Here is a 24,823-nt window from a genome sequence, read left to right on the forward strand (position 1 = left end):
TTCATACTTAACTAGCTTTGCGTTATCTTAGTAGCCAATCCGTTTTAATTGTCGAACTCAGTATGAAAAACAAAACTAATACGCCCTCTGTTGAATCTCAACAGGAAGCACTGAAGATAGCCAAAGCGACTCAAAAGCCAGCTCAAACCAAAGAACAAACTAAACTGATTGCTCAGGGTATCGAGAAAGGCATCGCACTGTACAAGAAACAGCAAAAAGAACGCAGCCGCCAAGCCGATAAAGCGAAGAAGCGCGTACAGAAAGAAAAACAGACTCAACAAGCTAATCAACACCAAGAAGACACGATCGAAACAAGTGTTGAAACACCATCAAATCACGCCACTAAACTGCCGTGGTTACTACTGTTCGCAAGCTGGGTAGGCTTCGCGATTTATTTGATGAAATAACAGGATAAGCGTATGAAAAAGGAATTAATCGCTTTGGCTATGAGTAGCGTGTTACTCGGTTGCACGACACCGACATCAACGCCTCATAGCGAAGCTGCCAACGTGCAAATGGATTACCATGGCGTGATTAATATCGATAAATGTCAGTATAAAGGGGAAGTCACAGGCAGCGAAGGCCATTGGTACAACTACCTGTTTTACCCAAATGACACATTGATTCAAGGCGCCATGAATCAACTCAAGTCGAATACGATTGAGCTAGGCGCAGATACCGTGATATTCACACTTCCCCAAGATTTTTCCACATCCGTGACTATGCTGGGAACTGCCTATCTGTGTAAGTAAATAGAAACGTAATGGGGTAGCTCACAACTCATATTAGCGAGATGCTCCCTACTATTTCTATTCTAAAAAAAGAAAGCCAGCTTTCGCTGGCTTATGCACTAAATCCAAGGCTTGTTGCTATATCGCCTTTACGCTGGATAACCCATTGACTGTCAAATGGCCCCCAGTCGGATAACTGGTAATAGCCATCATTATGACGTCGCCCATCTTGAACAAACATAAGTTCGATACCGATCCCCGGTAACGCCTTGAGTACATCTTGAATAGTACGACGAGGCCACCCCGTTTTTTCGATGAGTTTAGGCACATTTGGCCTATCAAGGCTTTCCACTAACAATGCTAAATATAGCCGCCTTGCAAAAACAGGACTCAACTCCATTGACACCTCCTATATATGTGCAGCTCAATTATTTCTTTTTTCGCTGACAACATGTTGAGGCTGATCAATAAGTCTCCAATAGTGACATTTTCTTACGCTTTTTTTTCACTCTATGAAATATTCATCACTCTATTTTGTCTGAGTTGCTGCTTCCTGATAGGATTCAACCCATAACAATGAAATAAAATCACTCAAAGGAAGAATAATGACTATCACCATGTTTGGTATCCCAAATTGCGACACCATTAAAAAAGCAAAGAAATGGCTCGAAGCTGAAGGTATCGAGTTCGAATTTCACGATTATCGCAAACAAGGCATCACAGAAGAGCTAGTAACAAGCTTCTGCTCTGAGCTAGGTTGGGAGCTTGTGCTAAACAAACGTGGTACGACTTATCGCCAACTTTCTCAAGAACAGAAAGACACCCTAACAGAAGAAAAAGCGGTGACTTTGCTTGTTGAACAACCTGCCATGATCAAGCGCCCAATCTTAAAAGTTGAGGGTAAGCTTCACATCGGATTTAAAGCCGACCAATACGCGGCTATTTTTGCTTAGATCGTTGTATTTACATAGACAGACAACAGGACGTTGATCAGTGAATCAGCGCCTAAAAATTAATGACTAGACGTTTTATTTAAACAAGGAATTCAAGGATGACAGATAGCCCAACTTTGGCTCTGGCAAAAGACCTAATCAGCCGTCAATCGGTAACACCAGAAGATGCAGGCTGCCAAGACCTGATGATTGAACGCTTAAAAGCACTCGGTTTTGAAATCGAAGTGATGGTATTTGAAGATACGACCAACTTCTGGGCTCGTCGTGGTACTGAAGCGCCTCTGTTTGCTTTTGCTGGTCACACTGATGTGGTACCTGCAGGCCCAATCGAACAGTGGCACACTAAGCCATTCGAACCGACTATCGTAGACGGTTTCCTACATGGCCGTGGCGCTGCTGATATGAAAGGCTCTCTGGCTTCAATGATTGTTGCCGTCGAGCAGTTCATTGCCAAACACCCAGACCACACAGGCTCAATTGGTTTCCTGATCACTTCAGATGAGGAAGGTCCTTTCATCAACGGTACTGTACGTGTTGTTGAAGCATTAATGGCGCGCGGTGAAAACATCGATATGTGTATCGTTGGTGAACCATCGAGCACTGAGTTCGTGGGTGACGTCGTGAAGAACGGCCGTCGTGGCTCTATCACTGGCGACCTAACGATTAAAGGCACACAAGGTCATGTTGCCTACCCTCACCTAGCAAACAACCCAGTACACAGCTCTCTGCTTGCTATTAATGAGCTAGCAACAACTGAGTGGGATAAAGGTAATGATTACTTCCCGCCAACCAGTTTCCAAATTCCAAATGTGAGTGCGGGTACTGGTGCTTCAAACGTGATCCCTGGTGAGTTTAATGTTCAGTTTAACCTACGCTTTAGTACAGAGTTAAGCAACGACATCATCGTTGAGCGCATCACAACGACACTCGACAAGTATGATTTCGAATACGACCTAAGATGGACATTCAATGGCGACCCGTTCTTAACAGACGCAGGTTCACTGCTTGATGCTATTGTTGATGCAGTGGGTCACGTCAATGATGTGAAACCAGCACTGCTAACGACTGGCGGTACATCTGATGGTCGCTTTATTGCACGTATGGGCGGACAAGTGGTTGAACTAGGCCCTGTGAATGCAACGATTCACAAGGTTAACGAATGCGTGAAGGTAGCCGATTTAGAAAAGCTAACTGACATGTACGAAAGAACATTAGTGAACCTATTCGCTAAATAGTCTTTCATCAGCGATTCATAGCATCCAATTATTGAGAGACTCGTTATGACACCAGAGCAGCTTACCGGACAATCAGATTCTCATCTAGAGCCTAGCCTGATCGGCACCAAGACCTTCTTGGTCCACAGTGAGGTTAAGAATGACCTGAATAATTTGATTGAAGCTGCTCAGCTCGCTGGTTTTAAAATGGAGATTGCCAGTGGCTTTCGCGACTATGAAAGGCAATCTCTGATTTGGAACCGTAAGTTTTCTGGCGAAGCTCCGATATTAGATTCAGAAAGCCAACCTCTTGATGCTTCAAAACTGACCGAACAACAAAAGCTATCGGCTATCCTGAGATGGTCTGCGCTTCCCGGCGCGAGTCGTCATCATTGGGGTTGTGACTTCGATGTCTTTGCTCGTAACCACTTACCTGAAGGCATACATCTGCAATTAGAACCATGGGAATACCTTACTGGCCACCAGCAATCGTTTTACCAATGGCTATCAGTTCATGCTGCACAATTTGGTTTCTTCTTTCCTTACAGCCAAGATTTGGGTGGTGTGGCGATCGAACCATGGCATATCAGCCATCGCAAAGTATCGGAGTCGTGTTTATCACAGTTATCTCCGACTTTACTTGGCAAGCAACTCCAATCTAAGCCAGTATTAGGGTATGAGATTATTATGGAGCAGCTAGACGAGATCTATGCACGCTTCGTAGCGAATATCAGTCATTAGGAGCGCTTATGTTGGAGTGGCTTACAAACCCTTGGGTTATCATCATCATCGTAGTGAGCGTTGTTGTGGGTAACATCGCAGCGCTCAAACAGACAGCCAATATGGATCTGACGGGGCGTGGTAAAACTGAGCGAGATTTAGATAAGCTCAATCGCTCGGATAAACTTAACCAAGAGAAAGCTGAAAAAGAAGAATCCAAAGACAATAAAGACGCATAGCCTTTTGCTTTGGCTAATCAGCTTGATTGACCAATGTAGCCTGATGACAACGAATACAATAAAAAAGAGGACACAGTGTGTCCTCTTTTTTATTTGCTTTTGCTAATCACAAGGCTGATTTAACTCAGCTTGTGACGGCTTGAATGACTACTCAGCTTTCGCTTCTTTGTCATCTTTGGTTTGGTCAGCAATATGCGCTAATACCGGAACCATAGACTTAAGCAGCTCTTCTTCTACTGGCTTACCTGATGCATCCGTTACGTTGATTGACGTACGGTTGCCAAGGTCACCAAATAGGAAGTTGTAAGTGCCTGGCGCTAAGTCGATAGGCTGTAGGCCAATTTCTTCCCAGAACTCATCATCTGGTGCTGCGTACTTCGCCTTCACCGTACCCTGAGATTGATTGCGTTCTTCAAGCTCAAAGCCCATTTCAGGCAACAAGTTAGGCAGACGCTGCCAGAATACATTGTATGGCGTACGAGCAATAATCACAGGGAAACCACTACGGTCAGCACCCATTGAAATTGGAATACGCTTCACCAACTCTTGCGCTTTCAGCGCCGCTTCAGCACGAAGGTTTTCATCGTACTTAGCCATAACTAGGTTGGTCAGGAACGCGTTGTAACGCTCTTTATTGGTTGCCGTTACTGTTTTCTCTTCAGTACCTTCACGCCAATCAATCAGATTAATCTTGAAGCCATGACGGTTGTTTGCTTGGAAGCGAGAGATAGAGTAACGACTACCAATCTCTACGTCTTCATCTTCAGAAACCCAAGTTACCCAATCGGTCTCAATCTCATTCTCTGATTGCTCACGAATACCAATACCACGTTGAGACAGCATATCTACAGCCGTTTGCCACACGCGGTCTGCCTCTTCTGCGCGAAGAAGCCATAGTGTCACTTCACCGTTTTGACGCTCAGCACGAGCACCCGGGATCAGTTCAAGAACCTGTTGCGGTGGACGAATATCCACTTCACGACCAGTACCACCACTGAATTCCCCGCTTGGGATGTCAAAATTTGGGTAGAACTGAGGCTGAGCATCTACAGGCAATTGCCATTGTGAAAACTCAGGTGTTTCTAAGTATTCGAAATCATCTTTGGCTTGGCGACGTTGAGTCGGGTTGCCAGAACATGCTGTAAGAACGAAAACAGCCAGTGACCCAATCACTAGCTGGTGAGAATACTTCATTTATACTCCTAAATGCCGAAGGTTCGCTTCGGCATCACTTCATACGTTTTAGTAAATGCACGCTTCAGTCATTGCTTGAGCAACAACAGGTTGAGCTGGCTCTGACAGTTCAGTCAGCGGTAGACGTAAGCCACCTTCAGCAATCAGACCCATTTTATGAACCGCCCATTTTACGGGAATAGGGTTAGACTCAACGAACAAATTCTTATGTAGAGGCATCAAACGCTCATTGATCGCTTCCGCTTCTTCAAACTTACCTTCTTTTGCTAGCTTGAACATGGTTGCCATATCAGCGGCTGCAACATTGTTCGTTACAGAGATCACGCCATCGCCACCACGCTTAACAAATTCTAGGCCTGTTAAGTCATCACCACTTAGTAAGATAAAGTCTTCGCCACAAAGTTCACGGTGAATTGCAATTCTGTCGAGATCACCCGTCGCATCTTTCAGTGCAACGATGTTTTCGATCTCAGCAAGACGAGCAACCGTTTCTGGCAACAAGTCTACCGCAGTACGACCTGGAACATTGTATAGAATTTGTGGAACGTCACTGACTTCAGCAATCGCTTTGTAGTGTTGGTACAAACCTTCTTGAGTCGGTTTGTTGTAGTAAGGCGTTACGCTCAGGCAACCAGCAATACCAGAACCATTCAACAAACGGCTGAATAGAACAGACTCATGAGTTGCATTTGCACCTGTACCAGCGATAACGGGAATACGACCATCAGCAAATTCAACGATCTTGTTGACGACTTTGACATGCTCTTCAATAGTGAGTGTTGAAGACTCACCTGTTGTGCCAACCGCAACCAGACCATCACTACCTGCAGCAATATGGTGCTCAACTAACTTTTTAAGGCTGTCGAAATCCACTTCACCATCTGTATTAAATGGCGTAACTAGCGCAACGATACTTCCTGAAAACATGTCTATCTCCCTTAATTTATTCTTTTTGCATGTTACTGTAAGCCAATCAATAAACACAAGACATTAAAATGGCTTACCGGCAACATCTGCATTAAATATTGTCGTATGTTTGAGGTAAAACGACTTCTAACGGCGTTCTACCTAGAATTTGGGTAACCTGCACTCAATCTAGCGGATAGCACATCACTGGATGTCAGTAACAAGTAAGCTGTGCTCTCATCGCTCTATCTCATTTTTTAACGCGCTCGATATTCTTATCATTGGTTGCATGTTCGAAGCAAGGTCGCACATAAAAAGCCCCGCACGCACGCTTATTCCACGAGCTAACTGTGCTAACATGCATGAATCAATGGAATATAAAGAGACGTGATTTTATGACTCAACATCTAGTAATCACAGCTGTGGGCACTGATCGCCCAGGTGTATGCAACCAAGTGGTTCATTTAGTCACCCAATCAGGCTGTAACATTATTGATAGCCGTATCGCCCTGTTTGGCGAAGAATTTACGCTTATCATGCTGCTGTCTGGAAAGGCAAACAACATTACCCGCGTTGAAACCACCTTGCCCTTGCTTGGACAAGAGCACGACTTGATTACGATTATGAAGCGAACCTCAACTCATGATGTTATTGAGAACTCTTACACAGTAGAGGTGTTCGTTGAGTCAGACGATAAAATCGGACTTACTGAGCAGTTTACCCAGTTCTTCGCAGACCGAAACATCGGCCTCGATTCGTTAAGTGCACGAACCATCAATAAATCTAAGGTTCAACTCGACAACGACCAATTCCATATCTCTATTACCGCTTCTGTGCAATCAGAATGTAACTTGATGCAGCTACAAGAAGAATTCGATTCGCTGTGTCAGAGCCTATCAGTCCAAGGCTCGCTCAACTTTATCAAAAACAGTCTTTAAAAAGGAAATGTCATGAATACGCTAACGGCTGGTGTTCCAGCACCTGCTTTTTCTCTTCCAGATCAAGATGGCAATATCGTATCTCTTGGTGACTTCAAAGGTAAAAAAGTACTTTTCTATTTTTACCCTAAAGCAATGACTCCAGGTTGTATTGTGCAAGCGGAAGGCCTGCGTGATATCAAAACACAGCTTGATGACCTAAACGTGGTTGTTCTAGGTGTGAGTGTTGACCCAGTAAAACGTCTACCAAACTTCGTTGAGAAGAAATCTCTAAACTTCACCCTGCTATCTGATGAAGACCACAGCGTTGCTGAACAGTTTGGCGTTTGGGGCGAGAAAAAATTCATGGGTAAAATCTACGACGGTCTGCACCGTATTAGCTTCCTAATTGATGAAGAAGGTCAGATTGAACATGTCTTCAACAAGTTCAAGACTAAGACTCACCACGAAGTGGTTCTAGATTACTTCAATCAAGAAGCTTAAGGGCGATTTGAGTGAGTTAATGACTTAGATTCATCACTTTCTAAGGCAATAGCAACACTCATTAAGCTAATTATTAAGCTAATTATTAAGCTAAGAGCAAAAAGGCCGAACATCATGGATGTTCGGCCTTTTTCTATAACAAGATCAATTACTTTTGATGTTCGGGGTCATCGTCTAATGCGTGACTCGGTAAGGCATTCCAAACCGCCTTAACTAACGTTGCCAACGGGATAGCAAAGAACACGCCCCAGAATCCCCACAGTCCACCAAACACTAACACGGCAACAATAATGGCCACTGGGTGCAGGTTCACCGCTTCAGAGAAAAGAACAGGAACGAGCACGTTACCATCTAGCGCTTGGATAATACCGTAAGCGAGAAGCAACCAGTAAAACTGAGGTTCTAATCCCCACTGGAACAAACCGACAATCGCGACAGGAACGGTCACAGCCGCCGCACCGATATAAGGAATCAGTACCGAGAAGCCAACCGCGACAGCCAGCAGAGCTGAATAACGTAAATCTAGAATCGCAAAGGTCACGTAGCTGACACCACCGACGATCAAGATCTCAAGGACCTTGCCGCGAATATAGTTCGAGATTTGTTGGTTCATCTCAACCCAAACCTTGGTCGCTAGACGACGGTTTTTAGGCAACACGCCACTCGCCATGCTGATCATCTCTTCTTTATCTTTTAATAAGAAGAAGATCAGCAGCGGCACAAGAATCAAGTAAACCGCAAGCGTAGCCAAGCTCACAAGAGAAGCCAAAGAACCTTTAACAACACTTTCACCAAAGCCTAATGCTTTGTTTTTCGCGTTAGACACAATCGATTCAACGATCTGCAAGTTTGCTAACTCAGGATAGCGCTCAGGAATCGTCGCGATGAACTTCTGTAAGCCGCCATACATACTTGGAATATCATTGATGAGGTTACCCACTTGCTCCCAAATGGTAGGCACTAAACCAAACAGCGCCAGCAACATCAGGCTAAAGAACATCATGATCACCAACATCACCGAAGGCGTTCTTGGAACACCGAGTCTTTGAAGTTGGGTAACAGGCCACTCAAGCAAATAAGCCAACACAATCGCAACCAAGAGTGGTGCAATTAGGTGACCAAAGAAGTAGATCGTAATAAAGCCGAAGAGAATGATGGCAACCAAACTGACAGCATGGGGATCAGAGAAACGTCGTTTATACCAACGATTGACCATTTCAAGCATCTGACTGCAATTCCTTTTTAGTGACGAGGAGATGATGGTAATTAGAGCAAACCTCAGTGATGACGTCATAGGCTTGCTTAGACAAATAAGTAACAATATCTTTCATCGAACTGTTATCAGACACATAAATTGACAATGACTGCCCTACTTCTAACTTTACACTGTGACGCTTGGCTAATAATAGCGCCATTGGACAGCGCTCTTGGCGTAAATCTAGAATATTAGGTGTCATTCTTGAGCTCGATGCTTATTATAAGGGTCGTATTGTAATCTGTTTTTGAAAACGCGCCATCATTCATTCATCCTCCTTCATGATAGCGCACGCACTTGGCAAAGGTTAAATCAGATAAAGAACCAATTTCCATTGCACTTGTCTTACTGTCAGAAGAAACGGAGTATTACTGACTAATATGTTTAAACGCGCTCGCTCAATTGCTTGCTTATGCATCGCAGCTACATTAAGCACCCCAACTATGGCGAATACCAATAGTTTGGAGCTACCAGATATCGGTACCGCTGCTGGCGGCACACTCACTATCGACCAAGAGCTTATCTATGGTGATGCCTACATGCGCATCATCAGAAGTAGCCAGCCTATCGTAAACGACCCAGTTCTAAATCTATATATTGATACTCTTGGCCATCGTCTGGTCGCGAACGCAAATGATGTAAAGACACCTTTCCAGTTCTTTATGATCCGTGACCGCAACATCAACGCCTTTGCTTTCTTTGGTGGTTATGTTGCTTTGCACTCAGGTCTATTCCTGCATGCACAATCTGAAAGTGAATTAGCTTCTGTATTAGCGCACGAAATCGCGCACGTAACCCAACGTCACTTAGCGCGTAGTATGGAAGACCAAGCGCGCCGCTCTCCAGCAACCATTGCAGCGCTAGCAGCCTCTGTATTACTGGCAATTGCAGCTCCTGAAGCCGGCATTGCAGCCCTAACGGCAACGACTGCGGGTAATATGCAAAGCCAAATCAACTACACCCGTAGTAATGAAAAAGAAGCCGACCGCTTTGGTATCAACACGCTAGCAAAAGCTGGGTTTGATGTGAATGCGATGCCACGTTTCTTTGGCCGTTTAGCTGATGAATATCGCTATGCGAGCACACCACCGCCAATGCTACTGACTCACCCATTACCAGAAGACCGAATTACCGATTCACGTGCTCGTGCTCGTAGTTACCCGCCACTGAAACTGGCTCCCTCTCTGGACTACCACCTAGCAAGAGCCCGCATTGTTGCGCGCTATGCTGGCATTAATAATGATGCTGCTCTTGATTGGTTTGAGCGTCAGCTAAAGAAAGCCCCTAAAGCTTTGGTTCCGTCATTAGAATATGGCCAAGCACTGGTTTACCTAGACTCTAAAAAATTAGACAAAGCAGAGCCCATCCTGAACAAGCTGATTAACAGCGATCCAACCAACCTGTTTTATCTAGATGCTATTTCGGATCTGCACATCGAGAAGAAGCAGCCTGAGATTGCGATTAAAGAACTTAAATCGGCACTGGTTCGTCAACCAAACAACCCGGTTCTGACCATTAACTACGCCAACGCACTGATTGAAAATGAAGATCTTCAAGAAGCGGTTCGCGTATTGCAGCGTTACACGCACGATAACCCGAATGACACCAATGGCTGGCACTTACTTTCAAAAGTAAATACGAGCCTTGGTAATAGCGACGAAGAACTGGCTGCTCGTGCAGAAATTTTGGCACTGCAAGCCAACTGGAACAAAGCGATTCAGTACTACACGCAAGCAAGCCAAATCGCAGAATTAGGAAGCCTAAAACAAGCACGCTACGACGCTCGAATTGATCAGCTAATGATTCAACGAGAGCGCTTCTTGTCGCTACAATAGAGTGTTTACTGGTAACAGCTCGTTACCAGAATAAAAAGAAAGCTCAACGTTACACAAAAAAGAAGTCACCCCTGGTGGCTTCAGCTAAACAACTAAATCAAAAATAATAATGAGGAAGAACCATGTCTGTCGTGATTTATCATAACCCACGCTGCTCAAAGAGCCGTCAAACTCTAGAAGTGCTTCAGGAAAACGGCGTACAGCCAGAGGTCATCAAATACCTGGAGACTCCGTTAACAGTTGAACAGCTGAAAGTACTGTTCACTCAGCTTGGTTTTGACAGTGTTCGCGACATGATGCGCACCAAAGAAGCGGACTACAAAGAAGCAAACCTTGGCGATGCTTCAGTTACTGATGAAGATCTTTTCGCCGCGATGGCAACCAATCCAAAACTGTTTGAGCGCCCAGTCGTTGTCGCGAACAACAAAGCAAAAATTGGTCGTCCTCCAGAGCAAGTGCTAGAGATTCTGTAATCCAATATGAGCATTAACATTCTTGTTCTTTATTACAGTCGCCACGGCAACACACAAGCTCTAGCAAGGCAGATTGCACGAGGGGTTGAATCCATCCCGAACTGCGAAGCTATGCTAAGGACGGTGAACGACGTGTACACAGTAGAAGAGCAGCCTGATTCGCGTTATCAACCAACCGATCCTATTGCCTCGTTACAAGAACTTCGATCTTGTGATGGTTTGGCGCTAGGCAGTCCGGTTTGGTTTGGTAACATGGCCGGGCCAATGAAGCACTTTTGGGATAGCACGACATCAATGTGGATCAATGGTGATCTCATCGATAAGCCAGGTTGTGTATTTACCTCTTCTTCATCATTGCATGGTGGTCAAGAGACAACACAACAAAGCATGATGTTGCCCCTGCTTCATCACGGCATGTTAGTCGTGGGCATCCCCTACTCAGAACCGGCGCTGCACACCACTCAAACTGGTGGTACGCCTTATGGTGCAAGCAGTACTGGAGAGAGCGCTTCACTTAGCAAAGAAGAGATTGAGTTGGCGCAAAACCTAGGTAAACGCCTAGCGCGCATCGCAATAAATCAGAAGGGAATTTCTCAATGATGTATATGCCAGAGAAGGCTATGTCTCCCAAAACCAAGCTATTTCGCTACCTTGCTTTAGCGGGCAACTTGTCACTGTTATTCTGGGTGGTGGCTTGGCAGATGACGCTTTCACCGCACCCTCATCTCAGTAATGTCACACTGGCGATTGCTTGGGCTATCCCGCTGTTATTGCCATTACCGGGCATTTTAGCAGGAAAACCTTATACGCACGCATGGGCAAATTTCGTCTTGATGCTCTATTTCCTACACGCATTAACTATCTTGTATGTAGACGATGGTGAACGTTTATTAGCGGCTGTAGAACTGCTTCTGACGACTCTAGGTTTCGCGGGCAATATCTTATTTACTCGCTTTAGAGCCAAAGAGTTAGGCATCAAGTTGAAGCGCCTTTCCGAAGTAGAAAAGAGAGAGAAAGCTAAGTTCGAGCAATAATATTGAGCCCATGCTTTTAAACTGACCGCTTACAAACAAAAAGCCCTGCGAGATTGCTCTTGCAGGGCTTTTTTCAAGTTTTCATTTCAATCAGTCATGTCAGCTGACAATTATGAGCGAACCCACTCGTATACCAAGCTTGGCTTAGCATGTACTGGCGCAGTGATGGTTAGATCTTCTGTACTAGAATCCTCTAACGTTGTGTCAGGCGTATTCGTTAGCTCAGCATCCTCAGATACCTCGTTGCCCTTAATCACTTGTACGCCTGAGTCAGTTTCGTCACCAACGACTTCAGCAGCGTCTGTTGAATCATCACCTACAGACATTGTGTTGTCTTGAGTTTCAAATTCAGGGCTCACTTCAGGCTCAATGTAAGATTCTTCAACCTTCGCAACTTGGCGAATACTTGCTACTTCTTGCTCAAACTCTTGTTGAGTCGACAATAAGTGAATTCGGAAAGTGACTTCGTTGTTCTGAATCTTCAGAATATCTAGGCTTGCCACCGAGTTTAGACGCTTAAGTGCGTTCTCTAACTGGAAGAAGTCTTGAGCATTATTCAGGCTAATAAACTGCGTTAAAATCGATTCTGATGACTCACTCGCTACCGTCACAGCACTTTTGCCTGCGTAGTAGTTACTGATTTGGTCAACTAACTTCTTAGAAGTCGTGTCGCTGTTACCCGATAGTGAACCACTTACAGGCGATGTTGGTGCACTCGTCAATTGACTTGGCTTTTGATCGTATAGAGCCCAACGTAGGCCTGAAGATTGAGCCTTTATCACCAACACAGCATCAACAGGATAACGCTGACTCGCTTTACTGATTGGCGTAACAAAGCTACCCCACAAATCAGAAGTCGCAATACCCGTAATATCGTCAAAGTCACCCACAGGCAGCGTTAGAGGCAAGCCACGCTCTTTTGCGTTAGCTTGTAAGCTAGCTGCTAACTGTGAGTTAGAGTGTTCCCATACGATGTTCTTGTCGTAGTTGTCCTCTTCCACCAGCCAAACAAGGATGTTTGAACGCGTGTCAGGCCAGTAAGGTAACTGTGCTTGAGTCAACAGAGAACGGATTTGAGCACCGTTAAAACGCATACGCAATGTTGATTGGTCATTGCTTTCGCCAAAACTCATTTGAGACATGTACTGCGAACTCTTGCGCATCGCCTTTTGAATCGTCTCATTCGAAGCGACATCAGTTTGGCCAGTCGCACGTATCAATACCTGCTCCATACCTGTATTTCTTGCCACTTGTTCTGGCTGTTTGTCTTCAGCGTTAATCGCAACTTCAGCACTAAAAATATCTACTTGAGTTAAGGCATAACTCGGAGAGGCTAATAGTCCCATCAACAACAATGCTATGTAGCGCATACTGATCCTAATATTCAAATCTTGTGCCTAGATGATAAGCAACTATGGATTGAGGGGCAAGGTCGATAGCGCCCACTGTGTTTAATAACCACAAAATATCACCTGGCCATGATAAATCGCTCACTTATAAACTGAATTTCTAGGGCTTAGATGGATATAAAACATCACTAAGATAAATAAATTTGATCTATTTGGTGTAGCAATCGATTGCCAAGTGATAGAATCCCGCGAATTTTATTTTTCGCTTTTCATATAACGACCATTTTTAAGGACATAACATGAAAAATGCTCTGCAAGGTGCGCAAATGCTGTTTGTAGCATTTGGTGCGCTTGTATTAGTGCCGCTACTGACTGGACTAGATCCCAACGTTGCACTGTTTGGCGCAGGTATCGGTACCCTTTTATTCCAACTTATTACACGCCGTTCAGTGCCAATCTTCTTAGCATCTTCTTTTGCTTTCATCGCGCCTATCATGTTTGGTATTCAAACTTGGGGTGTTGGTGCAACCATGGGCGGCTTGATGGCAGCGGGTGTTGTGTATGTACTAATGGGCGCGTTAATTAAAGTTCGTGGCGTTGGCTTCATCCATAAACTGCTTCCACCAGTCGTTGTTGGCCCTGTGATCATGGTTATCGGTTTAGGTCTTGCACCTGTTGCAGTTAACATGGCGCTAGGTAAGACAGGCGATGGTGCGGTTCAGCTTGTTGATGCAGACGCTGCCCTGTGGATCTCTTCAATTTCACTGTTAGTGACGATTGTCATCAGTGTGTTTTCAAAAGGCTTCCTTAAGCTACTGCCAATCTTCGGTGGTATTGTTGCGGGTTACATCACCAGCTTGGTATACGGCGCGGTAGACTTCACTCCAGTAGCGCAAGCATCTTGGTTAGCACTGCCAAACTTCACAACGCCAGAGTTCAACATCAACGCTATCTTTTTTATGGTATTTGTCGCGATTGCACCTGCCGTTGAACACGTAGGTGATATGCTTGCGATATCTAACGTGACCGGTAAAGATTACCTTAAAAAACCAGGTTTACACCGCACTATTACTGGCGACGGTGTGGCAACAATTGCCGCTTCAATGCTGGGCGCGCCGCCAAACACTACGTACAGTGAAGTAACAGGTGCAGTAATGCTGACGAAAGCATTCAACCCAGTGATCATGACTTGGGCTGCTGTTACTGCTATCGTTCTTGCATTGGTTGGTAAGCTAGGCGCACTACTTCAAACGATTCCGGTTCCTGTAATGGGTGGCATCATGATTCTACTGTTTGGCTCTATCGCAACAGTGGGCCTTAACACACTCATCAAGAACAACGTTGACCTGCATAAATCACGTAACCTTGTGATTGTGGGCATTACTTTAGTCTTTGGTATTGGCGGCATGGCCTTTGGTATCGGTGACTTTAGCCTACAGGGCGTAAGCTTGTGCGGTATCGTTGCGATTCTACTTAACCTAGTACTTCCAGAAGAGCTAGGTGACAACACTGTGGTAGATAAAGCTCAAATCGATTAATGAGTCGGTAAGGCTAGATTCCAAAGAATCACAACCTAACAAGATCAAAAAAGGGAGAGCATCGAATGCTCTCCCTTTCTATTAATACGGCTAATTCAGCGAGTTAAGAAACGATTTAGAGTCACTTAAGCTGAAACCGAATTACTTAGTACCGAAGATCTTATCACCAGCATCGCCAAGACCAGGAACAATGTAACCCTTGTCGTTTAGCTTCTCATCGATTGCAGCTGTGTAAAGTTCAACATCTGGGTGCGCTTTTTCTAGAGCCGCAATACCTTCAGGAGCCGCTACAAGAACAAGAATCTTGAAGTGCTTACAACCTTTCTCTTTCATTAAGTCGATAGTCGCGATCATAGAACCACCCGTTGCAAGCATTGGGTCTACCACTAGAGCGATACGCTCATCGATGTTAGATGCAAGCTTGTTGAAATATGGAACTGGCTCAAGCGTTTCTTCGTCACGGTAGATACCAACAACGCTGATACGTGCGCTTGGGATGTGCTCAAGAACACCGTCCATCATGCCTAGACCAGCACGTAGGATTGGCACTACTGTTACTTTTTTACCTTTAATTTGGTCAACTTCAACTGGACCGTTCCAACCGTTAATCGTCACACGCTCAGTTTCAAAGTCTGATGTCGCTTCGTATGTTAGAAGGCTACCCACTTCTGTCGCTAGCTCACGAAAACGCTTAGTGCTAATCTCACCTTCACGCATCAGGCCAATTTTATGTTTTACTAGCGGGTGTTTCACTTCAACAACTTTCATTTCCAACTCCGGCAATATTTAAACAAACCTGTAGATTATACACGAACTCTAAGGTTATTTCAGAATCTTTATTCTAATAAAAAAAACCGCGCAAACGTTTGCTCTTGGTAATCAAGCCCTGTTAGAATAGCGCCGTTTTCACATCCAACTTAAGTTCGAGGACTATCCCGTGAGTGGTAATACTTCTTCTCTAAGCTACAAAGACGCTGGTGTTGATATCGACGCAGGTAATGCACTAGTAGACCGTATTAAAGGTGCTGTTAAACGCACTCGTCGCCCTGAAGTAATGGGCGGTATTGGTGGCTTTGGCGCCCTATGTGAACTTCCAACGAAATACAAAGAGCCGGTACTTGTTTCAGGTACTGATGGTGTTGGTACTAAACTTCGCCTTGCTTTGGATCTGAAAAAACACGACACCATTGGTATCGACCTAGTGGCAATGTGTGTGAACGACCTAATCGTTCAAGGTGGTGAGCCTTTATTCTTCCTAGACTACTACGCAACAGGTAAGCTAGATGTAGACACAGCAGCAGACGTTGTTTCTGGCATCGCTGAAGGTTGTGTTCAAGCTGGTTGTGCACTTATCGGTGGTGAAACCGCTGAAATGCCGGGCATGTACGAAGGCGACGACTACGATGTTGCTGGCTTCTGTGTTGGCGTTGTAGAAAAAGCTGACATCATCGACGGCACTAAAGTAGCAGCAGGCGACGCACTTATCGCTGTTGGCTCAAGTGGTCCACACTCAAACGGTTACTCTTTAATTCGTAAAGTCCTAGAAGTTTCTGGTGCTGATAAGAGTGAAGAACTAGAAGGTCGCACTATCGGTGAGCACCTACTAGAACCAACTAAGATTTACATCAAATCGGCACTTAAGATGATTGCAGAGCATGACATTCATGCTATCTCACACATCACAGGTGGTGGTTTCTGGGAAAACATCCCACGCGTACTTCCTGAAGGTACTAAAGCAGTCATTGATGGCAAGAGCTGGGAATGGCCTGCTATCTTCAACTGGCTACAAGAGAAAGGTAACGTGGAGACATTCGAAATGTACCGCACTTTCAATTGTGGTGTAGGCCTAGTTGTTGCTCTACCTAAAGATCAAGCAGACGCTGCTGTTGAACTACTGAAAGCTGAAGGCGAAAACGCTTGGGTTATCGGTGAGATCGCAAACGCTGAAGCTGGCGAAGAGCAAGTTGAAATTAAATAAGTGATACGCTCACTTACTTAGTTAATCAATGAGGACCTAATGGTCCTCATTTTGCTATTTAGCCCGCAGAAAACCTTAGTTTATGTAGGTACATTGTAAACAATTCAGTTAATCAATCGTATGACCCACTCTATGAAAAACAATCACTCAAATAAAACCAGTCACTCTCAGAAAAACATCGTTGTGTTAGTTTCAGGAAGCGGAAGTAACTTACAGGCTATTTTAGATGCCTGCGATAGCGATATGATTGATGCATCGGTTAAAGCTGTCTTCTCAAACAAAGCAGAGGCTTTTGGATTAGAACGAGCGAAAACCGCAGGTGTTGACGCTCATTCAGTGAATCCAAAAGACTTTGGTTCACGTGAAGAGTTTGACCATGAATTGATGGTTCAGATCGATGCTTACCAGCCAGATTTAATCGTACTCGCTGGCTACATGCGAATCCTGAGTTCAGAGTTTGTTCGTCACTATGCAGGGAAAATGGTCAACATCCACCCTTCTCTGTTGCCGAAATACCCAGGCCTACACACCCACCAGCGTGCCATTGATGCGCAAGACAAAGAACACGGTACTAGCGTCCACTTTGTTACCGAGGAGCTCGATGGCGGCCCTGTGATCTTGCAAGCTAAGGTGCCGGTATTTGAAGATGATGATGCTGATATGTTGGCAAGCCGAGTGCTGACTCAAGAACACTGCATTTACCCTATGGTCTGTAAATGGTTCGCTGAAGATCGTTTATTAATGGTAAACGGGCAAGCGATCTTAGACGGTATAGCGTTGGGCAAGCACGGTTACGCAGAAGAGTAGTTCGTCAAAAACTAAATCAAATAAAAAGGCCGCTTACTGATCTTTTGGTTCAGTAAGCGGCCTCTCTTTTGTTCAGAGCAAATAATACTACCCGGAGGTTTTAGCTCAATGGCTCAGTCGGTGCTTGGCTCGCAACTTTTTTAGGTGCGTAAGCAACATCTTCTAACGCTTGATGGTTGTTACCTATCAGCTCACCAAAATGAAACAGCGCATATTCGCCAGGCTTCATTCTAAACCACTCCTCATTGCATGTAAGAGGTTGAGTTGCCACTACGGTAACTATATCGTTCGGCGTGGTCTCTTCTTGGAAGTTAATCTCAACGTCTTCATCAATTAAGCTCGCGTTGCCAAAAGGCGCGCGTCTTGTTATCCAGTACAAATGATTGGTACAGTACGTCATCACATACTCACCATCACTCAACAACATGTTGAAGACACCTTTATCTCGTAACTGGTCACAACACTCAGCAACAAAGCGAAACATGCCTTCCATGTCTTGAGGCGGTTCAGGAAAGCGATCCTCGAGCTGTTTTAATAACCAACAAAAAGAGAGCTCACTGTCCGTCTCACCTACCGGTCTGAAACGACCACTGATAAGATCATCGTAGTCTGTTAACTGACCATTGTGAGCAAAAGTCCAGTATCTTCCCCAAAGTTCGCGGGTAAAAGGGTGAGTATTTTCAAGATTAACCCCACCACGGTTGGCTTGACGAATATGACTGACAACAGCCTGGCTTTTAATTGGGTAGTTTTGAACCAACTCTGCGATCTTAGATTCACAGCTAGGGTTAGGATCTTTAAAAGTACGAAAACCCTTTCCCTCATAAAAAGTGATACCCCATCCATCACGGTGTGGACCTGTGTTACCTCCACGCTGCATCAGACCAGTAAAACTAAAACAAATATCAGTTGGCACATTCGCGCTCATACCGAGCAATTCACACATGGTTTAATCTACTCCCTATTAAAACCAGCAGAGCCTAAGCTGTGCTTTAAATCTCTGTAAACGACTATTCCATTTCTTTTTCAACAAGTTGAATCACAATATGAATAATCTTAATGTGAACTTCTTGAATGCGATCTGCGTAACCAAAATGTGGAACTCGGATTTCGATGTCTGCACAACCTGCCATTTTACCGCCATCTTTACCTGTTAGGGCGATGGTTTTCATGCCTTTCGCTTGAGCAGCTTCAATCGCTTTTAAAATGTTGCCAGAGTTGCCAGAAGTCGACAAACCAAACAGCACATCACCTTTACGGCCTACCGCTTCTACATAGCGAGAAAATACGTGGTCGTAACCAAAATCATTACTCACGCAAGATAAATGGCTAGGATCTGAAATCGCAATACCAGCATAACCTGGGCGGTTCTCACGGTATCGACCAGTAAGCTCTTCCGCGAAGTGCATGGCATCACAGTGTGAGCCACCGTTACCACAAGAAAGCACTTTGCCTTCTTGTTTGAATGAGTCGGCAATCAGTCTTGCAGCCGCTTCAATTTGAGCGATGTTGTGGTCATCGCTCAAGAACTTGTTAAGAACGTCAGCAGCTTCGTTCAATTCACTTTTGATTAGGTCTTGGTACATAAGGCTTATCTCTTATTTTTTTGGCGCAGTTTAACTTGCGCGAAACGAGAATTGAGGGGTTCCCCCTCTTTATATCACTGAGTTTACCCACAAACATGAAATAGTGTCGACACTTAAGCCCAAAGATTGCCACCTTTATTAACCAGTCACTGTCGATCCGCCCAAATATTCACCACCAACCTCTCACAATTAGAATTTTAACTCTATTCAGATCGCTTTTTATCCAATTTAGAGTTTTACAAATATTTAATATTTTGTTTACACTTAACTGGTTAGACCTCTTACCTAAAACTTAATAACAATAAGTGATCTCTGAAAAGGAAATCGATCATGAACATATTGCTCTCCCTACTCGGCATGACCGTCATCTTAGGCGTCTGTCTTTACCATAGAGTTAGTCTTGTGCGTGCATTAGTTGTACTAACCTGCGCGATGATAGCACTCACACTGTTTGGCGGCGTGGCTGTTACTGGCTGGCTTTGCTATCTATTAGCCGTTGCGATCTTTGCTGTACCGACCATTCGTCAGACACTGATCAGCCAAAAAGCACTCTCTTTATTTAAGAAAGTTCTGCCAGCGATGTCTCAGACAGAAAAAGAAGCACTAGAAGCTGGCACAGTATGGTGGGAAGCAGAGCTGTTCAAAGGCAAACCTGAATGGAAGAAGCTTCAGAACATTGCTGACCCAAAACTCTCTGAGGCTGAGCAAGCGTTTTTAGATGGTCCAGTAAATACCGTGTGTGAAATGGTCAACGATTACCAAGTGACACATGAGCTTGCTGATTTGCCACCAGAAGTATGGCAATACCTGAAAGACCATAAATTCTTCGCCATGATCATCAAGAAAAAATACGGCGGCTTAGAGTTCTCAGCTTACGCTCAATCTTTGGTTCTACAGAAGTTGACGGGTGTTTCTAGTGTATTGTCATCGACGGTTGGCGTACCTAACTCATTAGGCCCTGGTGAGCTTTTACAACACTACGGTACAGAAGAACAAAGAAACCACTACCTGCCTCGCCTAGCGGAAGGTAAAGAGATCCCTTGTTTCGCACTAACTAGCCCAGAAGCTGGCTCAGACGCTGGCTCTATTCCAGATTACGGTGTGGTTTGTAAAGGCGACTGGCAAGGCGAAGAAGTACTCGGCATGCGCCTAACTTGGAACAAGCGTTACATCACTCTCGCGCCTGTCGCGACGGTATTAGGCTTAGCTTTTAAACTTCGTGACCCGGATGGCCTGCTTGGTGATCAAAAAGATCTTGGTATCACTTGTGCGCTTATCCCAACGGATTTAAAAGGCGTAGAGATTGGCAACCGCCACTTCCCACTAAACGTACCTTTCCAAAATGGCCCGACGCAAGGCGACGATATCTTCGTGCCTATCGATTTCATCATTGGCGGTCAGAAAATGGCCGGTCAAGGCTGGCGTATGCTGGTTGAGTGCCTGTCGGTTGGTCGTGGTATCACACTGCCTTCAAATTCAACTGGTGGCATCAAGTCTGCCGCGCTTGCAACTGGCGCTTACGCTCGTATCCGCCGTCAGTTCAAACAGCCTATTGGCCGCATGGAAGGGGTTGAAGAGCCACTTGCACGCCTTGCAGGTAACGCTTATGTAATGGACGCTGCAAGTAACCTAACCGTTGCGGGCATCGACCTTGGTGAAAAGCCTTCGGTTATCTCTGCAATCGTTAAGTACCACTGTACTCACCGTGGCCAGCGCAGCATCATTGATGCGATGGATATCGTCGGTGGTAAAGGCATTTGTTTAGGCCCATCGAACTTCCTAGCTCGTGGCTACCAAGGCTCGCCTATCGCGATTACGGTTGAAGGCGCAAACATCCTGACTCGTTCAATGATCATCTATGGTCAAGGTGCGATTCGCTGTCACCCTTACGTACTGAACGAAATGGAAGCGGCTTATTCTGAAAGCAGCGATGCGCTTGATAAGTTTGATTCAGCGTTAGCAGGGCACGTTAGCTTTACGATGAGCAACCTAGTCCGCAGCTTGTGGTTTGGTTTAACCGATGGTCGTGGTTCTGATGCGCCAACACCTTCAAATAAAACAGATAAACAGACACAGCGTTACTACCAACAGCTAAACCGCTACAGTGCAAACCTAGCGCTACTGTCTGATATTTCAATGGCAGTTCTAGGCGGATCACTGAAGCGTAGAGAACGTTTATCAGCAAGACTGGGTGATATCTTAAGTCAACTTTACCTCGGTTCAGCAACGTTGAAGCGCTTTGAAAGTGAAGGCAGCCACGCTGAAGATCTACCGTTAGTACATTGGGGGATGCAAGATAGCTTACGTCAGACTGAAGTGGCGATTGATGAATTCTTAGCGAACTTCCCTAACCCTGTGATTGGTCGTCTGCTTCGTGTTGTGCTAATGCCATTTGGTCGTATCCGTCGTGCTCCAAACGACAAGCTCGATAGCAAAGTTGCGCACATTCTACAAACACCAAGCGAAACACGCTCTCGTATAGGTCGCGGCCAATACCTAGAAGCGACGGAATACAACCCAGTAGGTAAGATTGAAAAAGCGCTAGAAGTGATTCTTCAAGCTGAACCTCTGTTCGACAAAGTCTGCAAAGAGACACATCAAAAACGTGCCTTCTTACGACTTGATCTTGTTGCTCAGTTGGGACTTGAGAAAGGTATCTTAACGCAAGACGAAGCAAATCTTCTGATTAGCGCTGAGGAACATAGACTGTACACGATTAACGTGGATGACTTCTCACCAGAGGAGCTTGCAGCAAAATCTCAGTACCCAGACCAATCGATTGATAACGTCGCTTAAGGCCAGAAAAAGAAACAAAAACGGGACTACTATGAGTCCCGTTTTTTTGTTCATGATTTCGTTGCCACAAATTCCAATGCTTTGTCTAGCAGCTTATTCTCTCTAGACAGTCTAATCATCTAAGCGAGTTACTTGGGCGCCTTGAGCTGCATCTCAGGTAACGCTTTTTTCTTCGCCTTGACCTTACGAACCACAAACCAAATCAATAAGCCCAATAGAATAGCGACCACATTACCCACCGCAATAATGATCATACTGCGCTGTCTGTCATCTTCACGTTTTTGAAGGATCATCAACTCTGTTGCGATACGCTTCTGTTCAGCAAGAGCTTCTTCTTGAAGACGTCGTGACTCTGCTAAGTCGATATCTTCAACAACGCTGTACGACTGCTCGGTAATTGGAAAAATCAGCGGGCGCTGACTTGAAGCATCAGTGGCATAAACCATCCCTGACCAATTATAAATTCCTAAATCGCCATTATAAGGCACCTCTAAAGCGACTTTCATTGCGTCGACTTCAGCTTGCCCCTGCTTGTACATCACATATTCATCAGGAGCCTTGTGCTCAACATGAACCGCTAACGAGCTCGGTGCGATCATCCCCTGTTCACCAGACACCACAATAGTATGAGGTAAACCCTCTTTTCGTGATTGAATGAAGGTGCTAGTGATCGGTGTTGGGTAAACCAAGACTTCTTGCTCTTGCGCTCGCAGGAACACGCCATTACCAGAGGTAATACGCGCTCGGTATTTACCGGGCTCGATATCAATTGGCAAAGAGACAGTGAACACACCATCTCCGGCCTTTTCATCAAGATCAGCGCCATCATCGGCAAACTCGCCCATCACAACCGGCACCGGGCGCGCTTCTCTCACCAAAGACTCTTCGTTTTCAACAAACTTAGTAAAGGTAACCTTAAGCTTCACGCGATCGAGAAAATCGCGCAGCACCAGCGGCTTGCCATCAGAAGTCAGTCGAGCGGTAAATTTGATGCGCTCTGTTTGATACAACTTATCTGGGAACTCATTAGCATCCAAAACAAGATGAGACAGCAGCTTGATATTGTTCTTAGGGGAAACTTTACCTATCGCTTGCCAAGGGCCGGGCATCGGATTGTCGATAGAGATAATGTCCATGGACGATTCTTCGTACCAACGGACATTATCAGCATTGCGCCAAGAGTAGTATTTCTTGCCATCAGGGCGAACCAAAACGACAGGTTTAGAGTTATCGGCTCGATAAATCACAAAGGTGACTTGTTCAATACTGGAATCAACTCGAAAACGGTTGTCCAATAAACTCATAACGGATTCTGTTGCTGCATGTAAGCCAAAACTTAACAGCAATAAGCAACCGGTAGCCAATACCCTTAACATACTTTCTCCCTACTGACGCCAGAGGCAGCTTCCGCTTTTCTCGACGAGATCTAAACGACTTTGATGCGCTTCTACTTCATCGGCCGTAGCTCGTAAAACCTTTAGGGATTTTCGACCACTTTCTACTCTTCGTATGCTTTCGGCTTCACCTTCCTGTTGACCAGCGTTAAATTGCAGCGAAGTTTGACCACCCGTCATCAATAAGTAGACGTCGGCTAGGATCTCCGCATCGAGCAATGCGCCGTGGAGAGTGCGGTGCGAGTTATCGATACCGTAACGGTCACATAAGATATCTAGGTTGTTTCTTTTACCTGGGAATATCTTCTTCGCCATTGCCAAGGTATCGGTAACTTTACAGTAGTCATCCGTTTTACCTATCGCTGGGTTGAGCTTCTCAAACTCATAGTCCATGAAGCCCGTATCGAAGGGCGCGTTATGAGCCACCAGCTCCGCACCTTTGATAAAGTCGAGAAACTCTTTATGAATGTCTTGGTATTCAGGCTTATCAATCAAGAATTCATCGGTAATACCGTGAACGCCAATCGCCTCTTCTTGAATCGCACGATCGGGCTTGATGTAGACGTGGAAATGACGCCCGGTCAGCCTACGGTTGATGATCTCTACTGCACCAATTTCAACGATGCGGTGACCCATATAGTGAGGGCCACCTTCTGTATTCATACCGGTGGTTTCGGTATCGAGTACAACAATGCGCTTATTTTCGTTCGAACTGTTTTTTTCGTTCGTGCTTTGTTCTGGAGTGCTACTGGTATTCATAAGGATAACTGTGTCAGACTATGCCGATAATGTGCTTGAGGTAATAGTATCAAATCATGACGAAACAAGTTGAAATTTTCACTGATGGTTCTTGTTTAGGCAACCCTGGTCCCGGCGGCTATGGCATCGTACTTCGCTACAAAAAAGTCGAGAAGACGCTAGCAGAAGGTTTCACGCTAACAACCAATAACCGTATGGAAATGCTCGCCGCTGTCGTTGCTCTCCAAGCCCTCAAAGAACCTTGCTCTGTGATTCTGACCACAGATAGCCAATACGTGCGTCAAGGCATCACACAGTGGATTCATAACTGGAAAAAGCGTGACTGGAAAACAGCCGACAAGAAACCGGTTAAAAATGCCGATCTGTGGCAAAGGCTCGATAAAGAAACCGCTCGCCATAACGTTGATTGGCGCTGGGTAAAAGGACACGCCGGACACAGAGAAAACGAAATGTGTGATGATTTAGCGCGAAATGCAGCGGAGAATCCGACTCTAAAAGATACGGGCTATCAACCAAGCTAATCGTCTTTTTAATTAGACGCACATTTCAGAAAGCGATTTATAATTTCTTAAACTAATTGACAATTTCTCAATCGAATTGATAGATGAAAAGCCGACAACTATGAACTGACCCCCAATAGT

28 protein-coding genes are annotated in these 24,823 nt (G+C 45.1%); 17 read left to right on the top strand and 11 right to left on the bottom strand.

What is annotated here, in order from left to right; all coding sequences use genetic code 11:
- The first annotated feature begins 62 nt into the window (after positions 1-62).
- Together AB4263_RS07010 and AB4263_RS07015 are read left to right on the top strand one after the other, a co-directional pair.
- Positions 63-407 (top strand): DUF2956 domain-containing protein, encoded by a 345-nt coding sequence (locus tag AB4263_RS07010; RefSeq protein ID WP_065585043.1) that lies wholly within the window; start codon positions 63-65, stop codon positions 405-407.
- A 12-nt stretch (positions 408-419) separates the two neighbouring features.
- Positions 420-752, top strand: a complete 333-nt coding sequence (locus AB4263_RS07015; RefSeq protein ID WP_065585044.1) for a DUF4156 domain-containing protein — start codon at positions 420-422, stop codon at positions 750-752.
- A gap of 91 nt (positions 753-843) precedes the next feature.
- Here AB4263_RS07015 and AB4263_RS07020 read toward each other — a convergent pair whose 3' ends face one another.
- Positions 844-1,131 (bottom strand): helix-turn-helix domain-containing protein, encoded by a 288-nt coding sequence (locus tag AB4263_RS07020; RefSeq protein WP_004734273.1) that lies wholly within the window; start codon positions 1,129-1,131, stop codon positions 844-846.
- 205 nt (positions 1,132-1,336) lie between these two features.
- Here AB4263_RS07020 and AB4263_RS07025 point away from each other — a divergent pair, with 205 nt between their 5' ends.
- The 4 genes from AB4263_RS07025 to AB4263_RS07040 all read left to right on the top strand — a co-directional run bounded on the left by AB4263_RS07025 (position 1,337) and on the right by AB4263_RS07040 (position 3,857).
- Positions 1,337-1,684 (top strand): ArsC family reductase, encoded by a 348-nt coding sequence (locus AB4263_RS07025; RefSeq protein ID WP_017060699.1) that lies wholly within the window; start codon positions 1,337-1,339, stop codon positions 1,682-1,684.
- A gap of 98 nt (positions 1,685-1,782) precedes the next feature.
- Positions 1,783-2,919, top strand: a complete 1,137-nt coding sequence (dapE, locus tag AB4263_RS07030) for a succinyl-diaminopimelate desuccinylase (protein ID WP_372097971.1) — start codon at positions 1,783-1,785, stop codon at positions 2,917-2,919.
- A gap of 45 nt (positions 2,920-2,964) precedes the next feature.
- The gene (locus AB4263_RS07035) at positions 2,965-3,639 is read left to right on the top strand and encodes a M15 family metallopeptidase (RefSeq protein WP_017063385.1); all 675 of its coding nucleotides are present in this window, start codon (positions 2,965-2,967) and stop codon (positions 3,637-3,639) included.
- An 8-nt stretch (positions 3,640-3,647) separates the two neighbouring features.
- Positions 3,648-3,857: a DUF2897 family protein gene (locus tag AB4263_RS07040; RefSeq protein ID WP_017060702.1), complete on the top strand. Its 210-nt coding sequence runs from the start codon at positions 3,648-3,650 to the stop codon at positions 3,855-3,857.
- Between the two features lie 147 nt (positions 3,858-4,004).
- On the opposite strand, the gene bamC is transcribed toward AB4263_RS07040, so the two are convergent.
- Both bamC and dapA read right to left on the bottom strand, forming a co-directional pair.
- Positions 4,005-5,051, bottom strand: coding sequence for an outer membrane protein assembly factor BamC (gene bamC / locus AB4263_RS07045; RefSeq protein WP_372097973.1), 1,047 nt, complete (start codon positions 5,049-5,051; stop codon positions 4,005-4,007).
- A 48-nt stretch (positions 5,052-5,099) separates the two neighbouring features.
- Positions 5,100-5,978 carry a 4-hydroxy-tetrahydrodipicolinate synthase gene (dapA, locus tag AB4263_RS07050; protein WP_017060704.1) on the bottom strand — a complete coding sequence of 293 codons (879 nt, stop codon included), beginning with the start codon at positions 5,976-5,978 and terminating at the stop codon, positions 5,100-5,102.
- A 374-nt stretch (positions 5,979-6,352) separates the two neighbouring features.
- On the opposite strand from dapA, the gene AB4263_RS07055 reads away from it, so the two are divergent.
- Positions 6,353-6,895 (top strand): glycine cleavage system protein R, encoded by a 543-nt coding sequence (locus AB4263_RS07055; RefSeq protein WP_017060705.1) that lies wholly within the window; start codon positions 6,353-6,355, stop codon positions 6,893-6,895.
- 12 nt (positions 6,896-6,907) lie between these two features.
- The gene (gene bcp / locus AB4263_RS07060; RefSeq protein ID WP_017060706.1) at positions 6,908-7,378 is read left to right on the top strand and encodes a thioredoxin-dependent thiol peroxidase; all 471 of its coding nucleotides are present in this window, start codon (positions 6,908-6,910) and stop codon (positions 7,376-7,378) included.
- A gap of 148 nt (positions 7,379-7,526) precedes the next feature.
- Here the strand turns inward: bcp and AB4263_RS07065 are convergent, their stop codons facing one another.
- Both AB4263_RS07065 and AB4263_RS07070 read right to left on the bottom strand, forming a co-directional pair.
- On the bottom strand, positions 7,527-8,603 hold the full coding sequence (locus AB4263_RS07065) for an AI-2E family transporter (protein ID WP_017060708.1): 1,077 nt from the start codon (positions 8,601-8,603) through the stop codon (positions 7,527-7,529).
- Positions 8,596-8,835 (bottom strand): sulfurtransferase TusA family protein, encoded by a 240-nt coding sequence (locus AB4263_RS07070; RefSeq protein ID WP_017060709.1) that lies wholly within the window; start codon positions 8,833-8,835, stop codon positions 8,596-8,598. The genes AB4263_RS07065 and AB4263_RS07070 overlap by 8 nt, the downstream gene beginning before the upstream one ends.
- A 178-nt stretch (positions 8,836-9,013) precedes the next feature.
- On the opposite strand from AB4263_RS07070, the gene AB4263_RS07075 reads away from it, so the two are divergent.
- The 4 genes from AB4263_RS07075 to AB4263_RS07090 all read left to right on the top strand — a co-directional run bounded on the left by AB4263_RS07075 (position 9,014) and on the right by AB4263_RS07090 (position 11,975).
- Positions 9,014-10,468: a M48 family metallopeptidase gene (locus AB4263_RS07075; RefSeq protein ID WP_017060710.1), complete on the top strand. Its 1,455-nt coding sequence runs from the start codon at positions 9,014-9,016 to the stop codon at positions 10,466-10,468.
- A gap of 122 nt (positions 10,469-10,590) precedes the next feature.
- Positions 10,591-10,941 carry an arsenate reductase (glutaredoxin) gene (gene arsC / locus AB4263_RS07080; RefSeq protein ID WP_017060711.1) on the top strand — a complete coding sequence of 117 codons (351 nt, stop codon included), beginning with the start codon at positions 10,591-10,593 and terminating at the stop codon, positions 10,939-10,941.
- 6 nt (positions 10,942-10,947) lie between these two features.
- Positions 10,948-11,541, top strand: a complete 594-nt coding sequence (gene wrbA, locus AB4263_RS07085) for an NAD(P)H:quinone oxidoreductase (protein ID WP_017060712.1) — start codon at positions 10,948-10,950, stop codon at positions 11,539-11,541.
- Positions 11,538-11,975: a DUF2069 domain-containing protein gene (locus AB4263_RS07090; protein WP_017060713.1), complete on the top strand. Its 438-nt coding sequence runs from the start codon at positions 11,538-11,540 to the stop codon at positions 11,973-11,975. Before wrbA ends, AB4263_RS07090 begins: the two co-directional genes overlap by 4 nt.
- 110 nt (positions 11,976-12,085) lie before the next feature.
- Here the strand turns inward: AB4263_RS07090 and AB4263_RS07095 are convergent, their stop codons facing one another.
- On the bottom strand, positions 12,086-13,345 hold the full coding sequence (locus AB4263_RS07095; RefSeq protein WP_102428239.1) for a DUF2066 domain-containing protein: 1,260 nt from the start codon (positions 13,343-13,345) through the stop codon (positions 12,086-12,088).
- A gap of 278 nt (positions 13,346-13,623) precedes the next feature.
- On the opposite strand from AB4263_RS07095, the gene AB4263_RS07100 reads away from it, so the two are divergent.
- Positions 13,624-14,862, top strand: coding sequence for a uracil-xanthine permease family protein (locus tag AB4263_RS07100; RefSeq protein WP_017060715.1), 1,239 nt, complete (start codon positions 13,624-13,626; stop codon positions 14,860-14,862).
- Positions 14,863-15,003: 141 nt separating this feature from the next.
- Here AB4263_RS07100 and upp read toward each other — a convergent pair whose 3' ends face one another.
- Positions 15,004-15,630, bottom strand: a complete 627-nt coding sequence (gene upp / locus AB4263_RS07105; RefSeq protein WP_017060716.1) for a uracil phosphoribosyltransferase — start codon at positions 15,628-15,630, stop codon at positions 15,004-15,006.
- Between the two features lie 169 nt (positions 15,631-15,799).
- On the opposite strand from upp, the gene purM reads away from it, so the two are divergent.
- On the top strand, positions 15,800-16,840 hold the full coding sequence (gene purM / locus AB4263_RS07110) for a phosphoribosylformylglycinamidine cyclo-ligase (protein ID WP_008222945.1): 1,041 nt from the start codon (positions 15,800-15,802) through the stop codon (positions 16,838-16,840).
- A gap of 132 nt (positions 16,841-16,972) precedes the next feature.
- The gene (gene purN, locus AB4263_RS07115) at positions 16,973-17,647 is read left to right on the top strand and encodes a phosphoribosylglycinamide formyltransferase (RefSeq protein WP_372097975.1); all 675 of its coding nucleotides are present in this window, start codon (positions 16,973-16,975) and stop codon (positions 17,645-17,647) included.
- A gap of 100 nt (positions 17,648-17,747) precedes the next feature.
- Here the strand turns inward: purN and AB4263_RS07120 are convergent, their stop codons facing one another.
- Together AB4263_RS07120 and lpcA are read right to left on the bottom strand one after the other, a co-directional pair.
- Positions 17,748-18,593, bottom strand: coding sequence for a class II glutamine amidotransferase (locus AB4263_RS07120; protein ID WP_010436557.1), 846 nt, complete (start codon positions 18,591-18,593; stop codon positions 17,748-17,750).
- Positions 18,594-18,657: 64 nt separating this feature from the next.
- A complete protein-coding gene (lpcA, locus tag AB4263_RS07125; RefSeq protein WP_017066852.1) occupies positions 18,658-19,233 on the bottom strand; it encodes a D-sedoheptulose 7-phosphate isomerase in 576 nt (191 codons plus the stop codon).
- Between the two features lie 330 nt (positions 19,234-19,563).
- Between lpcA and fadE the strand changes: the two genes are divergently transcribed.
- Positions 19,564-22,029 carry an acyl-CoA dehydrogenase FadE gene (gene fadE / locus AB4263_RS07130; RefSeq protein WP_102394429.1) on the top strand — a complete coding sequence of 822 codons (2,466 nt, stop codon included), beginning with the start codon at positions 19,564-19,566 and terminating at the stop codon, positions 22,027-22,029.
- A gap of 128 nt (positions 22,030-22,157) precedes the next feature.
- On the opposite strand, the gene AB4263_RS07135 is transcribed toward fadE, so the two are convergent.
- The gene (locus AB4263_RS07135; protein WP_136978527.1) at positions 22,158-23,405 is read right to left on the bottom strand and encodes a TIGR03503 family protein; all 1,248 of its coding nucleotides are present in this window, start codon (positions 23,403-23,405) and stop codon (positions 22,158-22,160) included.
- 9 nt (positions 23,406-23,414) lie between these two features.
- Positions 23,415-24,182: a DNA polymerase III subunit epsilon gene (dnaQ, locus tag AB4263_RS07140; protein ID WP_017060722.1), complete on the bottom strand. Its 768-nt coding sequence runs from the start codon at positions 24,180-24,182 to the stop codon at positions 23,415-23,417.
- Between the two features lie 56 nt (positions 24,183-24,238).
- On the opposite strand from dnaQ, the gene rnhA reads away from it, so the two are divergent.
- Complete coding sequence (rnhA, locus tag AB4263_RS07145; protein WP_372097978.1) at positions 24,239-24,703, top strand: ribonuclease HI; 465 nt, start codon at positions 24,239-24,241, stop codon at positions 24,701-24,703.
- Positions 24,704-24,823 lie beyond the last annotated feature (120 nt).

Source organism: Vibrio sp. 10N.261.55.C5 (assembly GCF_041470505.1).
Taxonomy (GTDB): Bacteria; Pseudomonadota; Gammaproteobacteria; order Enterobacterales; family Vibrionaceae; genus Vibrio; species Vibrio crassostreae_C.

Coding starts and splice junctions, on each gene's coding strand:
- AB4263_RS07010 (WP_065585043.1), top strand. CDS start 63: ATGAAAAACAAAACTAATACGCCCTCTGTTGAATCTCAACAGGAAGCA.
- AB4263_RS07015 (WP_065585044.1), top strand. CDS start 420: ATGAAAAAGGAATTAATCGCTTTGGCTATGAGTAGCGTGTTACTCGGT.
- AB4263_RS07020 (WP_004734273.1), bottom strand. CDS start 1,131: ATGGAGTTGAGTCCTGTTTTTGCAAGGCGGCTATATTTAGCATTGTTA.
- AB4263_RS07025 (WP_017060699.1), top strand. CDS start 1,337: ATGACTATCACCATGTTTGGTATCCCAAATTGCGACACCATTAAAAAA.
- dapE (WP_372097971.1), top strand. CDS start 1,783: ATGACAGATAGCCCAACTTTGGCTCTGGCAAAAGACCTAATCAGCCGT.
- AB4263_RS07035 (WP_017063385.1), top strand. CDS start 2,965: ATGACACCAGAGCAGCTTACCGGACAATCAGATTCTCATCTAGAGCCT.
- AB4263_RS07040 (WP_017060702.1), top strand. CDS start 3,648: ATGTTGGAGTGGCTTACAAACCCTTGGGTTATCATCATCATCGTAGTG.
- bamC (WP_372097973.1), bottom strand. CDS start 5,051: ATGAAGTATTCTCACCAGCTAGTGATTGGGTCACTGGCTGTTTTCGTT.
- dapA (WP_017060704.1), bottom strand. CDS start 5,978: ATGTTTTCAGGAAGTATCGTTGCGCTAGTTACGCCATTTAATACAGAT.
- AB4263_RS07055 (WP_017060705.1), top strand. CDS start 6,353: ATGACTCAACATCTAGTAATCACAGCTGTGGGCACTGATCGCCCAGGT.
- bcp (WP_017060706.1), top strand. CDS start 6,908: ATGAATACGCTAACGGCTGGTGTTCCAGCACCTGCTTTTTCTCTTCCA.
- AB4263_RS07065 (WP_017060708.1), bottom strand. CDS start 8,603: ATGCTTGAAATGGTCAATCGTTGGTATAAACGACGTTTCTCTGATCCC.
- AB4263_RS07070 (WP_017060709.1), bottom strand. CDS start 8,835: ATGACACCTAATATTCTAGATTTACGCCAAGAGCGCTGTCCAATGGCG.
- AB4263_RS07075 (WP_017060710.1), top strand. CDS start 9,014: ATGTTTAAACGCGCTCGCTCAATTGCTTGCTTATGCATCGCAGCTACA.
- arsC (WP_017060711.1), top strand. CDS start 10,591: ATGTCTGTCGTGATTTATCATAACCCACGCTGCTCAAAGAGCCGTCAA.
- wrbA (WP_017060712.1), top strand. CDS start 10,948: ATGAGCATTAACATTCTTGTTCTTTATTACAGTCGCCACGGCAACACA.
- AB4263_RS07090 (WP_017060713.1), top strand. CDS start 11,538: ATGATGTATATGCCAGAGAAGGCTATGTCTCCCAAAACCAAGCTATTT.
- AB4263_RS07095 (WP_102428239.1), bottom strand. CDS start 13,345: ATGCGCTACATAGCATTGTTGTTGATGGGACTATTAGCCTCTCCGAGT.
- AB4263_RS07100 (WP_017060715.1), top strand. CDS start 13,624: ATGAAAAATGCTCTGCAAGGTGCGCAAATGCTGTTTGTAGCATTTGGT.
- upp (WP_017060716.1), bottom strand. CDS start 15,630: ATGAAAGTTGTTGAAGTGAAACACCCGCTAGTAAAACATAAAATTGGC.
- purN (WP_372097975.1), top strand. CDS start 16,973: ATGAAAAACAATCACTCAAATAAAACCAGTCACTCTCAGAAAAACATC.
- AB4263_RS07120 (WP_010436557.1), bottom strand. CDS start 18,593: ATGTGTGAATTGCTCGGTATGAGCGCGAATGTGCCAACTGATATTTGT.
- lpcA (WP_017066852.1), bottom strand. CDS start 19,233: ATGTACCAAGACCTAATCAAAAGTGAATTGAACGAAGCTGCTGACGTT.
- fadE (WP_102394429.1), top strand. CDS start 19,564: ATGAACATATTGCTCTCCCTACTCGGCATGACCGTCATCTTAGGCGTC.
- AB4263_RS07135 (WP_136978527.1), bottom strand. CDS start 23,405: ATGTTAAGGGTATTGGCTACCGGTTGCTTATTGCTGTTAAGTTTTGGC.
- dnaQ (WP_017060722.1), bottom strand. CDS start 24,182: ATGAATACCAGTAGCACTCCAGAACAAAGCACGAACGAAAAAAACAGT.
- rnhA (WP_372097978.1), top strand. CDS start 24,239: ATGACGAAACAAGTTGAAATTTTCACTGATGGTTCTTGTTTAGGCAAC.